At 66.7% G+C, this 12,944-nt stretch carries 11 protein-coding genes; 1 reads left to right on the forward strand and 10 read right to left on the reverse strand.

Translation table 11 applies throughout. The features are described from left to right. The first annotated feature begins 280 nt into the window (after positions 1-280). Positions 281-1,591 carry an HNH endonuclease signature motif containing protein gene (locus ASE48_RS20655; protein ID WP_057169034.1) on the forward strand — a complete coding sequence of 437 codons (1,311 nt, stop codon included), beginning with the start codon at positions 281-283 and terminating at the stop codon, positions 1,589-1,591. Positions 1,592-1,751: 160 nt separating this feature from the next. Here the strand turns inward: ASE48_RS20655 and ASE48_RS20660 are convergent, their stop codons facing one another. From ASE48_RS20660 to ASE48_RS20705, 10 genes are all read right to left on the reverse strand, one after another. Then, positions 1,752-4,118, reverse strand: a complete 2,367-nt coding sequence (locus ASE48_RS20660) for a hypothetical protein (RefSeq protein ID WP_156409303.1) — start codon at positions 4,116-4,118, stop codon at positions 1,752-1,754. Positions 4,119-4,243: 125 nt separating this feature from the next. Then, positions 4,244-5,074, reverse strand: a complete 831-nt coding sequence (locus tag ASE48_RS20665; RefSeq protein WP_057169036.1) for an SDR family NAD(P)-dependent oxidoreductase — start codon at positions 5,072-5,074, stop codon at positions 4,244-4,246. Positions 5,075-5,083: 9 nt separating this feature from the next. Beyond that, a complete protein-coding gene (locus tag ASE48_RS20670; RefSeq protein ID WP_057169037.1) occupies positions 5,084-5,764 on the reverse strand; it encodes a YoaK family protein in 681 nt (226 codons plus the stop codon). A gap of 20 nt (positions 5,765-5,784) precedes the next feature. Next, positions 5,785-6,504 (reverse strand): hypothetical protein, encoded by a 720-nt coding sequence (locus ASE48_RS20675; RefSeq protein WP_057169038.1) that lies wholly within the window; start codon positions 6,502-6,504, stop codon positions 5,785-5,787. Then, a complete protein-coding gene (locus ASE48_RS20680; RefSeq protein WP_057169039.1) occupies positions 6,471-7,022 on the reverse strand; it encodes a hypothetical protein in 552 nt (183 codons plus the stop codon). Before ASE48_RS20680 ends, ASE48_RS20675 begins: the two co-directional genes overlap by 34 nt. Then, positions 7,019-7,987, reverse strand: a complete 969-nt coding sequence (locus ASE48_RS20685; protein WP_057169040.1) for an RDD family protein — start codon at positions 7,985-7,987, stop codon at positions 7,019-7,021. The genes ASE48_RS20680 and ASE48_RS20685 overlap by 4 nt, the downstream gene beginning before the upstream one ends. Next, a complete protein-coding gene (locus tag ASE48_RS20690) occupies positions 7,984-8,622 on the reverse strand; it encodes a hypothetical protein (protein ID WP_057169041.1) in 639 nt (212 codons plus the stop codon). The genes ASE48_RS20685 and ASE48_RS20690 overlap by 4 nt, the downstream gene beginning before the upstream one ends. After that, positions 8,592-10,142 carry an MCE family protein gene (locus tag ASE48_RS20695; RefSeq protein ID WP_057169357.1) on the reverse strand — a complete coding sequence of 517 codons (1,551 nt, stop codon included), beginning with the start codon at positions 10,140-10,142 and terminating at the stop codon, positions 8,592-8,594. Before ASE48_RS20695 ends, ASE48_RS20690 begins: the two co-directional genes overlap by 31 nt. Positions 10,143-10,148: 6 nt before the next feature. Continuing rightward, positions 10,149-11,303 carry a virulence factor Mce family protein gene (locus tag ASE48_RS20700; RefSeq protein WP_057169042.1) on the reverse strand — a complete coding sequence of 385 codons (1,155 nt, stop codon included), beginning with the start codon at positions 11,301-11,303 and terminating at the stop codon, positions 10,149-10,151. Beyond that, complete coding sequence (locus ASE48_RS20705) at positions 11,303-12,937, reverse strand: virulence factor Mce family protein (RefSeq protein ID WP_057169043.1); 1,635 nt, start codon at positions 12,935-12,937, stop codon at positions 11,303-11,305. Before ASE48_RS20705 ends, ASE48_RS20700 begins: the two co-directional genes overlap by 1 nt. Positions 12,938-12,944: the final 7 nt, after the last annotated feature.

Raw genomic sequence — 12,944 nt, forward strand, 5'->3', positions numbered from 1 at the left:
GATACTTTCGACTGCCGTGATCTCGTCATCTGACACTCCTTCTGACATGTCGCCAGTCTTACCCCGACGAACATGACAAGAAGTTTGAGTCAGTAGATCCGCGTACTATCGAACATACATTCGAATAACTGGTTCCCCGGATTGCACCGGGATGTTGCCGGCGACGACGTCGCCGAAGGGTTCGATTGTCCCGTGCGGGATGGTCCGAGCCGATTCGCCTATTCGAGCTTGTGTTTCCGCCCTGGTTGTTCACCTTCCTTTGAGAGGTTGGGTATCTGGCATGGACGCCACCCATTTCGACACGTTCATCGATGCGCTCATCGATGACCTGGCCGCGTCGCCTGTTCCTGAGCGCGACGTTGATCGCAGGCTGTTTCATCTGCTCGACGCTCCGCGCCGGATTGTCGATGAGCAGCCCTTGCTGGGGGTGTTGGCCGGTGCGGTGGTGGCGCGCAATCTGATCGACCACGTGATCGCCCAAGCGGTCGCGGCCACCGAGCGGCTTGGGATCCCGGCACGCAAGCACCTACGTTCGGGAGCTGATCTGCTCACCAGATGTGGTGTTGCGCCCGGCGCGGCGCACCGGGCGGCACGGGTGGGGCGGGCAGCGCACACGCTGCCGGCTCTGACCGCGGCCCAGCGCCTGGGTGGGGTCGGCATCGAATTCGCCGACGCCGTCGGCCGCGGCGTCACCCACATCAGCGCCAGAGTCGCCTTGTCCGAGGAAGATCGGGCGAAGGTCGTGACCAAGCTGATGATCCAGACCACGCCGTCGCAGGTGGACGAGAAGGCCCGCGAGATCGCCATCGACAAAGCCCAGACACAACCACCAGAAGACGGGGCGGTCCCGGTGGCCGAGAACGCTGACCTCAACGAGATGACAGTGGTGGTCAACGACGAAGGACGCGTCGCTGCCACCCTGAACCTTGACGCGTTCACCGGTGAGGAACTGCTCACCGCACTGGACCCGCTATGCCGGCCCATACCGCTGCCGGACGGATCGCCGGACCCACGCCCGGTCGGTAAGCGTCGCGCGGACGCCTTCGGTCTGGTGATGCGGACCTACCTGTCCAACTCGCGGCGCCCGATGTCGGGTGGCGTGCTGCCGCACGTCACCCTGATCCGCCCACAGGCACCAGGGTTCGTGGACACCCTCGGTTTCACCGGGCCGGTCAGCGCCAGCACCGCCGAGCTCATCACGTGCGACAGCACCATCACCTCGGTGACTGTTGATGGCGCCGGGGCGCCCCTGGATGTGGGGCGCAGCGAGCGACTGTTCACGCCCGTGATCCGGAAAGGGTTGGCAGTGCGTGACGGTGGGTGTGCGTATCCGGGATGCGGGTGCCCGGTGTCCTGGTGCGATGCCCACCACATCACCCCGTGGAGCAGAGGGGGCACCACCAGCATCGACAACGGCGTGCTGCTCTGCCGACTGCACCACACCGCGATCCACCACGGCGGCTGGCAGGTCTACCTCGGCGCTGACCGCCACCCCTGGTTCATCCCACCCCGCAAACCTGGCGAACCCGAGCCGACGCACCTGCGCTCCCACGCCCGACGCACCATGACCACCCTGCCCACCGCGGCCTGACCAAACCCTTTGCGCACCTTGACAACTACACAGAGAAATTTTCAGCGGCGGGAACCGGCACGCACCACCGAGCCGGACCCGCCACGACGCCGCTGCCTGCGGACCGGACAGAACCGAACCGCCAGAGCCGACGAACCGAATCGCCGTCGGGCACGGGCGACTAAGCAGCCTCTTTGTCCGCCTTCTTGGTATCGGACTTCTTGACCTCAGACTTCTTGGTGTCGGACGTCTTGACCTCAGACTTCGTGGTCTCGGACTTCTTCGCGTCAGCCTCGGCGTCCCCGGCGGTCGACGCGGTCGCCGCCGGCTTCTTCTTCTTGGGGGTGAACGCATTGGTGATGTCTCGCACCAGGTTCTGCAGAGGGTTCTTCTTGACCGTCGGCTTCTTCACCACCGGCGCCTCCGCCTCGGCCTCGGGTTCGGCCTCAGCCTCGGACGCCGCCGGGGTTTCAGCGGGAGCCTCTGCCTCAGAGGGAGTTTCGGCCTTGGTTGGTTCCTCGGCCGCCTCGTCGGTGTCCTCGTCCTCCGGGGCCGCATGCTTGGGTGCCAGCCCGGAGTCCTCAGGGCTCTCGGCGCTCGGGTTGGCTGCATGCTTGCCCGTGGGGACGTCGCCATCGGGATTCACCGACAAAGTAACCAGTTTGGCGTCCGGGTCTGGAACCTCGCCTGCCGCCGCCGCCAGCGTGCGGGCCGCATTGGGCGACTGGCGACCCGCCTGCCCGGTGAGTCCGGCGACGAGATCATCAAGGCCCTCCTGCAGGCCCGCGGTGAGACCGCCCAGATTCAGTCCCTTGGTGAGGGTCTGGATCAGCTTGCCCAGATTCTCCAGGACGTTGGGCGGGGCCGCGCTGGGCTTACCGCTGACGAACTCCTTGTGGAAGCCGTTTGCCAGCGAGGTCAGCACATCGTTGATGGCCCTGCCCCAGTTGACGTCCGGGAAGGACATGAACGGTGTCGCGGTGTCCGGGTCGTCCAGCGTGCGGGTGTAGGTGCCGTCCGGGTTGCGCACCACGTCGGTGTAGCCGAGGTTCACCAGGCTGGTGAGCGCGGGAGCCAGCGCGTTGGCCAGCCGGATTGGGAGAGTGCCCAGCGTCCCGAAGCTCACCATGTTCAGCAGGTCACCGGCCAGATACAGCGGCTCCAACAGAGGCAGGGTGCTGGTCGCCAATGTCAGATAGATGTTGATGTTCAGCGGATTGCCGAGATCCAGTGCATCGCTGACGGTCTCCCCGACCTCTTCGAGGATCTGGTCCAGCGCACTGTCCAGCTCCACACCGCGCAGGATGTAGGACGCGCCGATGGTGCCTGCCAGCAGGTTGTTGAACAACGTGAACGGATTCGGCCAAGCCGCGAAGTCCGAGTACGGCTGGTATTGAACGGTGGCGTCCACCTTGATCGGGACAAGGTTCGCGGCACCGAGCTCGATTCCGGTGCCCAGCACCGGGATGCCGGTTCCCACGTTGGTGGCCTGCACATCCGGGGTGATCATGTCGATACCGAGCAGATCGAACAAGGGGTAGAACCGGGCGAGCATGCCGCCGTTGGCGCGGCCCACATTGTTGGCCAGGATCATCGGCAGCAGGGTCAGGCTGCCCAACGGGCCGCCGCCGTTCGCGCCGAGACGGGGCTGATTCTTCAGATCGTCCAGAACCTGCTGGTAGGCCGATCCTGCTGCCATCGCACCGAATCCCGATCCGATGACGATCGGGATACGCACCTCGATGACGTTGAGGTCGGGCAGGTTGATGTTCTCGATACCGTTGAGCACGGCGTCGATGAGGGGACCGAGCAGAGGAATCCCGCCGACCGCGTCCCCTGCCAGATCCAGGACGCCGTCCAGCAGCTTCTCGACGCCGATGTCCAGGTACGGCGTCTGGTTGATGGTCTCGGCCACGGCGTTCGCGGTGCCGGGCGTCCAGCCCAGGTCAAGTCCGGCGAGCATCTTCAGCAAGGTGAACGGTTCGCCGGCGGTGATGATGTTGATACCGGGAATGTTCAGTCCGGCCAGATTCAGCGGATCCGAGAGGTCCAGCCCGACAAGGCCCAGGACTGCCGACAGCGTGATGTTGCCCCGGGCATCGGTGATGTTCAGCAGGTCAAGGATTCTGATGAGCAACGGCGTGACGACGCCACCCAGGATCGGTTCGAGCACCGGCCCAAGACCTATCGGAATCGCACCCAGGATGTCGTCGAGGAACGCCGTCGGGATCTGACTGAGCAGGGTCTCGATGTTCAGGCCGAAACCGCCGGCCAGATTGACGCCGGCCAGCGCCCGCTCGTAGGCCGCGATGAATTCCTGAAAGGTGTTGTAGCCGGTCTGCCCCGCGCCGCCGGTGACATCGGCCAGGCTGCCGGGCGGACCGAACGGGCTGACCGCCGCGCTCAGGTCGACCGGCTGCTCCACCACCCGTAGGTAATGCTCCTCCGGGCGCGGGATCGGAGTCGGCGCTGCCGCACCGACCGTCAGCGCCGTCGCAGTCGCCGTCGCGGCCGTGACCACGGCGATCCGCCTCGTCCGTTCCGCCACGTTCCGGTGTTTTCCAGCCATCAGCCCCACGCCTCCCCCGCTGCCCCATGCAGTTCTCAGCGGAAACTTAACATTCAAGATCGCCGCGCTGGGGCGTTTGCGGAGGTAATGATCGACGGCGTCGATCAGGGCTGACGCATCACCGTCCGCAGTACCCGATCCCGCACGCGCGCTGGCAAATTCGTCATCAGCGCCACCTGTAGACGCGGTCCGGCGCCGACGATGTAGCGGGGGCGCGGCCGTCTCGCGGTGAGCGCCGCGCGTACCACGTCAGATACCTTCTCGGGCGCCACCGCAAGCCTTTGCGAGATCGGCACGGACTTGCGCATTCCGTCGACATGGCGCCCGTACAGCTCACGTTCGGCGGGCGTCAGCGCGGCCTCCACATCGTCGACCATGGTGCCCGCGGTCCGCCACATATCGGTGTCGGTCTGCGCCGGTTCGATCAGCACCACGGGAATCCGCCACGGGCTCAGCTCCATTCGGAGGGCATCCGCAGCCGCCTCCAACGCGAATTTCGACGCCGCGTACGCCCCGATCAGAGGAGTCGACAACCGGCCGTTCACGCTCGAGATGAACAGCACCCGGCCGCGGCCTGCCCGCAGGCGGGGCAGCACGGCCCGGGTCACCGCGAGCTGACCGACGACGTTCACGTCCAGCTGTCTGCGCCATTGCTCGCTGGTTAGGGTTTCCATCGGTCCGGCCATCACGACACCGGCGTTGTTCACCACCGCGTCCAACTGCGCGGGCAGCGCGCTGTCGAGTGCGGCGATCTGCGCGTCATCGGTGACATCGAGGATGATCGTCGAAATATGCTGTGGGTCAACAGCTGTCAGCACAGCGCCGTCTGCCTCGCTGCGCACGCCCGCGATGACATCCCAGCCATGGGCGGCCAGTTGTTCGGCGATGGTGCGGCCGATACCCCGGCCAGCGCCGGTGACCAGGACTGTAGGCATGCGGCCAGACTATCCGTCGCCGGGAGCTGCCGGGCCGAAGGCGAAGATCAGGGCCGCCGCCGTGACGACCGCCGCGGCCAGCCCGATCACCGGCGCCACCACGTGCAGTGTCAGCGTCGCGCCCAGCACCGCTCCCGCACACATCGTCAGCACCACGGTGTAGCGCAGCTTCTCGCGTTGTCCGGTGCCGCCGGCGATCCTGCTGTCGAACCCGATGCCGACGATGGTCTGGGTCAGCACGGTGGTGCTGAGTTCCTGGATACCGAACTGCCGGGCGGAGGCGTTCTGGATGCCGAATGCCACTGCGAGGCCGGCGATCAGGATGAGTTTGGTGTTGTCGTGGTAACGCAGCACACCGCTTCCGGCCAAGATGGCAAGGACGATCAGCAGCATGACCTCCACCGACAGCGCGACCGTCAGCCAGCGGCGCTGCGAGGAACCGAGGTGGCGTACCAGCCGTCCGCCGATGACTGCGCCGGTCACGAAGCTGAGGAAGGCCACCACCGCAGCCCACAGGTCCACGCCCGAATGCGGGACGAGCCAGAATCCCAGGAAGATGACATTGCCGGTCATGTTGGCCACGAACACATGACCGAGCACCAGCACGCTCACCGCGTCGACCAGTCCGGTCGCGAAGGTGAGCAGCAGCAGCGCCGTGACGGTCAGGCGCTGCGAGACGGGCGATTTCATGAACGCGTGCCCGGCAGCCGTCAGAGCCTGGGAGTCAGATCCAGAGAAGTGATGGCGTTCATCTGGGTGATGAGCCAGTCGGTCCCGCGTTTCTCCATGTTCAGACGGTAGGACAGGTAGCGCAGCGACGGGATGTTCTTGGTCACCGGACTGGTCGCCACCGAGTTCGTGTAGACGATCGCCGATGCGCTGTCGGTGTCCAGCGACTCCACCGCCGCGCCGAGCACCTGGGTGTTGTTGGACACCTGGGCCTGCTTGTTGGGTGCGGCGATCGCGTCGATGTATTTGCGGTACTCGGCCTGGAAATCCCCGCCGAGGAACTTGGCGGCCCGGTCCGGCAGGGTCTCCATGTCGTCAGGCGTGTAGGTCCACAGCGTCGTGATGGCATTGGCAGCGGTGCCCGCGATATCCAGCTTCACCTGGACCAGGGCGCGGTCGGTCAGATACGGCGCCGCATTGGCCCCGGCGAAGGCGGCGGCAGCGACGAACACGGCGGCGCCGGCGACAGCCGCGACCTTCACGCCGCGACTCGGTGCACGGTGCGGCACCAACACGGGTTCGGCGGCCGCGTCATCGTCGGCCGCTGCGTCGGTAACCGCATCTTCGGTCGCTGCATCGTCGGTCGCGGCGTCGTCGGCCGCTGCATCGTCGGTCGCGGCGTCGTCGGTCGCCGTCGTAGGCTCGACGTCGGCGTCTGCCTCGGAGGTCAGATCACCTGAATCAGCCGGCTGATCTTCCACTGCTGTCCCTCCTTGATCGCCGTTGCCACCCAACGACTTCCGGTCTCGATGGTCTGCTTGCCGTCCGGGGTGGTGGTGGTCATCTTGGTCGCAACCAGCACATCGGCGCTGCCGTCGTCGTTCCACCGTTGCACACCCGCCTCCAGCACCTCACCGTTGGTGGGTTCGTTGCGGGCCACCTGCAGCACGATCTCGTTCTGCTTCTCGGTGAACGTCTTCACGAATTCCCCGGTGCCCTGGGCGCGTATCCGGTCGGCGTAATCGTTGGCGTTGAACGGATCCAGCGTCGTGTAGGCCCGCATGAAGGCGCGCACATAGCCCAGTGCGTCGGCATCGCGAATCTGGGTCCGGCGGTCCGACTCGTGGGCAACGGTCATGAACGTGGCGAGGCCCAGCGTCACGGCGATCAGCAGCGCGGAGATCCCCGCGACCAACGGCAGACCCCACCGGGGCGGCGGATCGACCGGTGCGTAGAAGTACTCCGGCGCCTCGGTGTCGACGACGCGGCGCGGGCTCATTGGCCACCCCCGGTGCGGGGCTTGGTGAGTACGGACAGATTCTGCACCTGCCACTGATCGCCGGTCTTCACGAAGTCCGCCCGCACCGTGGCGGTGATGAACCGCATGGCGTTCGGATCACTGCCGCGCTGGCCCTGCATCGCCAACAGCATCGACGCGGAGCTCGTGGTCAGCGCGGGCTGCTCCAGCACCACGCCGTTGACGGTCCAGTACTCGTTGGACACCAGCGGAGTCTTCTGCAGCGCCTCCTGCTGCTGGACCAGTTGTGGGCGGTAGATGTCGGTGGCCAGCGACTGCGCGCGGGCGAAGTCGTCCTTGGCGGTGTCCGGGGTGTAGCTCAGGATCTCTTCGACGATCCGGGCGCCCTGCGCGGCGATCTCGGCACGCGCGGTCTCCAGGGCGCGGTCCTGGCGATACACCATCAGATAGCCGGCGGCGGCGGCGACGGCGCACAGCAGCGTGGCGGCCACCAGCCCGATCGCCACCGGCCGGCGCAGATTCCGCTCCGGTTCCCCGACCCGGTGAACTTCGGTGCGCAGCAACAGGTCTGCGAAGGTCCGGTGCCGCCGGTCCCACAGCGGCCACAGCCAGCCCAGGAACACCGCGGCGGTGTCCAGCAGATGAGCGAGGTCACGGGCCAGCAGCCGGACGGTCCCCGCGGCTGCACCGTCACGGCGCACCACCCGGATACCGGTCACGGCGCGGCCCACGGTCCAGCCGGTGATTGTCGGAAGCACCCAGCGGTTGATCATCATCGCCAGACCGGCCAGCACAGCCACCACGACGTAGACCCACCACAGCCAGCCCATCAGCGGCGCGGTCCAGGCCAGCAGTGCCAGCGTGACGATCAGCGCCACACCGAAAAGTACGTCGATGCCCAGCGCGGCAGCCCGGGCACCCCACGACGCGGGTACCGCAGGCGCGGCCTGTTCGGTGCCGTCGAGCTCGTCGAGCACGGCCGTCACGTGGTGACCTGGACGAGGTTGGCGATCTTGTAGGTGCCGTCGGCGCGCTGCATGGTGACCCGCAACCGGTAGCCCTGCTCCTGATCTGCGGTCTCGGAATTCGTCACCTTGGTGCGCACGGCCACCAGCACGTCGACGGAGCCGTCGTCGTGGTGGCGTTCGACTGCGGCACGCAGGTCGGCGACCTCGACCTGAACCTTGGCGGCCTGATAGGCCTCCATCATCATCGAGCTGTAGAACACCGCCTGGGCGCCGAAATCACCCGTCGCGCAATCGACGATCCTGGCCTGCGCGGCACCCATGGAAGCGGTGTCAGGTGCCTGGGTGGCCGTCACACAGTCCTTGGCCGCCTGCAGCGCCACCGCGTCATCGCGGGCGATCTGCTCGCTCTGCGCATTGGAACGCAGCAGCAGGTAGCCGCCCGCGGACAGAGCCGCGGCCGCCAGGAAGAGCACCAGACAAATGGTGACGAGCCAGCCCTGGCCGAATCGCCCGTGATTCGGTTCCTCGGTGGACTCCCGTTCCGCGAGTTGCTCGGGGGCGTCCGCTGTCAATATCTCCGCCGCCTCATCGGCAGCGGTGTCGTTCTCGTTGTCGGTGGGGTTCAGCCGGCTGGTGCCAGCATCTCCTTCCATCCGCTATCTCCTGAGCTACTCGAGTTGGTGACGGAGTACTTGACCCCATCGGGTCCGACAACCTCACCGCTGGACGGGCTGTAGACCGCCGATGGACCTGCTGCCGGAGTGTAGATGCAGGGGTTGGGTTGCTGTCCACTGCAGGTGACCGAGCCCTGGCCAGGCGGGGTCAACGGGTCACTGGTCGGCAACGTCGACTCCGGCGGCGGCAGCTGGCTGGCCGGCAGCGGGTTGACCCCGTTGTTGATCGACGGTGCCGGGATCACCTGACCGGGGTTGACCGGCTGGGTGCAGCGCGCACCCGCCGCGGGGCAGTCGACGATCTGGTTCGGGTCGCCGTACCAGGGGTTGGTGCCCAGCGGTACGTAGGGCTCCTCGCTACGGCACTCCCGCGGGGTGGCGGCCCGCTTGCCCGGCACATCCGCGCACGGGTAATTACGCGCACCGCGGACCGCGTTGGGCGCATCCTTGGGGATCTTGCAGTACAGGCCCGACGGCAGCGGTTCGGTCTTGGTGTCGGCCGGTGACCGCCACTGCGAGGCCGGCAGGAAGCCGGTCAGACACGGCGGCGGCAGGTTGATACCGAGACCGAAGTGCAGCAGACCTTCCGGGGCGAAGATCGTCGCGGTCTGTGCGATCGCCGCGCCCTGCGGGAGCACGACGAGCACCTGCTCGACGTTCTTGTTGTACCGCTTGAGCATGTCGATGACGACCTCAAGGTTGGCCAGCGTCTGCGGCAACGACTCCCGCACATCGCTGAACACCGCGTTGAGCTGATCGGCGGTGGGTGCGGCCTGCTGCAGTCCGCTGCGCAGCGCGGCGTCCTTCTCCGCGGTCTGCGCGGTGATCGTGTTCAGGTTGGCGGCCCACTGCGAGATCGCGTCCCGGGAGTTCACCTGCGAGTCGATGATCGGCCCGGAGTTCTCGACGATGTCGGTGACCGCGGGCAGGTTCTCCCGGAAGTCGCCGGCCAGCGCCTGGGTGCCGTCGACGAGGCGTTTGAGTGACGGCCCGAGGCCGCCGACGGCCTTGGCCGTCTCGTCGAGCAGGACGCTGATCTTTTCCTCCGGCAGCGCTGCCAGGCCGCGCTGGGCCGAGTCGAGCGCCGGACCGACCTCCGCGGGCACCCGGCCCTTGGTGATGGTGTCGCCGTCCTTGAAGTACTGCCCGGTGTTCTCGGTGGAGACCAGATCGAGGAACTGCTCACCGACCGCCGACACCGAGTGCACGTTGGCGACGGTGTCGACCGGCACCTTGGTGCTGTCCTCGATGTTCATCGTCACCCGGGCGCCCTGCTCGGTGGGTTCCACCGAGAGAACCTTGCCGACCGTGGTGCCGCGGAAGGTGACGTTGGCGGTCTCGTACAGACCCGCCGAGTTCGGCAGATTCGCGTAGAGCCGGTACATGCCGATGCCGGCGTAGGCCGGCAGTCGCAGGTAGCCCAGCGACAGCACCACCAGTGCCACCACCGTCAGCGCGACGAAGATCAGCAACTGGGTCTTGATCATGCGGGTCAGCAGCATGCTCTACTCCGACCTTTCGATCAGCGGACCGCCGGGCGCGTTGTTCGGGTTCGGCGTGAAGCGCACGTCCGGGATCATCGTCGCCGGATCGCGGCCCCAGGCCTGTTCCAGTGCCCGCAGCATGCCCGAGACACCGGTTCCCGACAGGAACCCGTTGTCGATGGCACTCAGGGTGAGGTCGATGGTGACCGAGACGTTGATGTAGTCACCGCGGATCGCCTTCGGGATGTTCTCGATGTTGAACGGCACCGTCAGCAGCAGCTTGAGCGCCCCCACCAGGTACGGCGAGGCCTTCGCCAGTTCCCGCAGCGGGCGCTGCAGGTTCTTCAGGTTGGTGTTGAGGTTGGCGTTGGTGTTGCTCAACGTCTCGTCGGCGGTCGCACTCAGCCTGCCCAGTGCGGTCACCGCATCGGCGAACAGATCCTTGGTCTCGGCGAAATGTTGGATCAGCGGGGGGAACTCGGTGAGCACCCGGTCCAGCGTCTCATTGCGGTCGGCCACGATCGACAGCAGCCGATCGGTGGAAACGATGGCCCGGGTGATGTCCTGGCGCTGCTCGTTCAGCTCATAGGTGAAGGTGTCGAGCCGGTTGAGGAACTCCCGGATCTCGCCCGAGCGCCCGGTGAGGATCGCGTTGACCTCGTCGCTGATGACCTCGATGTTCGGGATGCCACCGCCGGTGAGGATGCCCGAGATGCTGGCAAGCGTCCGCTCGATGGTCGGGAACGCCGAGGACCGCGCCAACGGGATGGTGTCCCCATTGCGCAGCGGCTCCGGCGACGGGGCCTCGTCCTCGGGCTCGTCCAGTTCTACATGCTGGGAGCCCAGCAGTGAGGTCTGGCCGATACGGGCCACCGCGTTCTGCGGCAGCTCGACGCCGGGCTCCAGGTCCACCGTCAGCAGCGGCGTCCAGTTCTTCAGCTCGATCTTGCGCACCCGGCCCACGAACACGTCGGCAACCCGGACCCGGCTGTTGGCGTTGAGCGCCAACGTTTCCGGCATCTGGATGTAGATCGTCGAGTGTCCGGACTGTGTGCCGGGACCACCTGGCAACGGGACGTTGGCGATACCGCGCCACTGCCCACAACCGCTGAGCATCAGCCCGGCCGCGGCCAGCGCCACCGTCCGCGTACCCAGCTTTTTCCAATTCCGGCTCATCACGCGCCACCTGCCTCTGCGGGCAGCGGAGGCCCGGGCGGAGCCGGCGCAGCGGGCACGGCGACCGCCGCGGCCGGCGGCGGATCACCGGGGATCACGCCGGGCGCCGGGATGGGCGGCGGGCCGGGCTGCGGGTACCACGGCGGCGGCAGCGGGGTGTTCTCGCTGTACGCGTTCGGCGGTCCGGGCAGGTTGCCGCCCGGCGGCACACCGAATGCCGGCGGGGCCGGCGGCGCCACGATATCGGGCCCACCGAGCAACGCGGCCAACGAATCCGGGGTCAGCATGTTCGCGGTGAACGGCTGCACCTCCACGCCCTGCATACCGGGTGCCACGATCCAGCCCGGCTCGTGGTTGCCGTGCGAGAACAGGGTGTCGCGGGAGAAGATGCCCGGCACGGTGGTGTCCTTGTAACCCGGAGGCGGTTGCAGCCGCGGCTCGGAGTACGCGATCTGCTTGGGCAGCGTCATCGCACCGGCGGCCAGGTTCGCCCCGAACGGGATGAAGTTGAACTTCATCGCATCCATCACCGGCGCCAGGTACTGCGCGCACAGCTCCGCGGACTCCTGGTAACCGAGCCGACTGCCGGCCTGGATCGAGCTGCAGATGAAGTTGAGCGGATTGGAGAAGTTCGTGACACCGGGCAACACCGGCAGACCGACGATGCCGCCCTGGTTGGGCGACACCACGTTGACGACGTTGGCCACCAGGTTCGGGTAGGCGTGCAGACCGGTCTCCAGGCCGTCACGGGGCTCGGGCTGCAGGATCGCGTTCGTCACCTCCGCCAGGTTGTTCACGTCGTTGGTGAGCGGTGTGCCGTTCTCGTCCAGGAACTTCCGGGTGGTGGCCAGCAGCGTGTCGAGGTCCTCCACCGCCGTGGCGACCTCACGGTCGGTGTTGGTGAACGAGTTGGTGAACTGCGCCAGATCGTTGTTCAGCTCCACGAACTGCTGATCGCTCTTGTGCAGCGCGTTGACGAACACGGCCAGGCTCTTCACGATTCCGACGAAGTCACCGCGGCCCTCGTTGAGCGCAGTCACCGCGTCCGAAAGACCCTTGAGCGTCTTGTTGAACTGCTCGCCCTTGCCCTCGAACCCGTCGGCGAACGATTCGACGACGTCACCGAACGGGCCCTTCGGCTGCTCCGGTGTCGGCCCGAGATCGGCCAGCAGGCGGGTGACCTGATCGCGCAGCTCGTCGTACTCGATCGGGATCTGGGTGCGGTCCTCGTCGATGACGGCGCCGTCCTGCATCGCCGGCCCGCCGGTGTAGGGCGGTGAGATCTGGATGACCCGGGAGGCCACCAGGGACGGGTTGAGGATCGAGGCGCTGGCGTTCTCGGGGACCTTGTACTTGCTGTCCCAGTGCATGACGATCTTCATCCGTTCGCCGTCGGGTTCGATCGAATCGATCGAACCGACCTTGACGCCCATGATGAGCACCTTGTCCCCGGGGTAGAGCGCCAACGCCTGCGGGAAGTAGGCGGTGACCGTGGTGGTGGTCAGCTTCTTGTAGACGTTCCAGCCCACGGCGGCGGCACCGACGGCGACCGCCAGCACGATGGCGCCCATGATGACGGCCGCTTTCGAGAGGCGCGGCAACTGGATGTTGCGAATGTTGAAGATCGTCGACATCTACTCG

Origin of the sequence: Mycobacterium sp. Root265 (assembly GCF_001428895.1) — a bacterium.
GTDB lineage: Bacteria > Actinomycetota > Actinomycetes > Mycobacteriales > Mycobacteriaceae > Mycobacterium.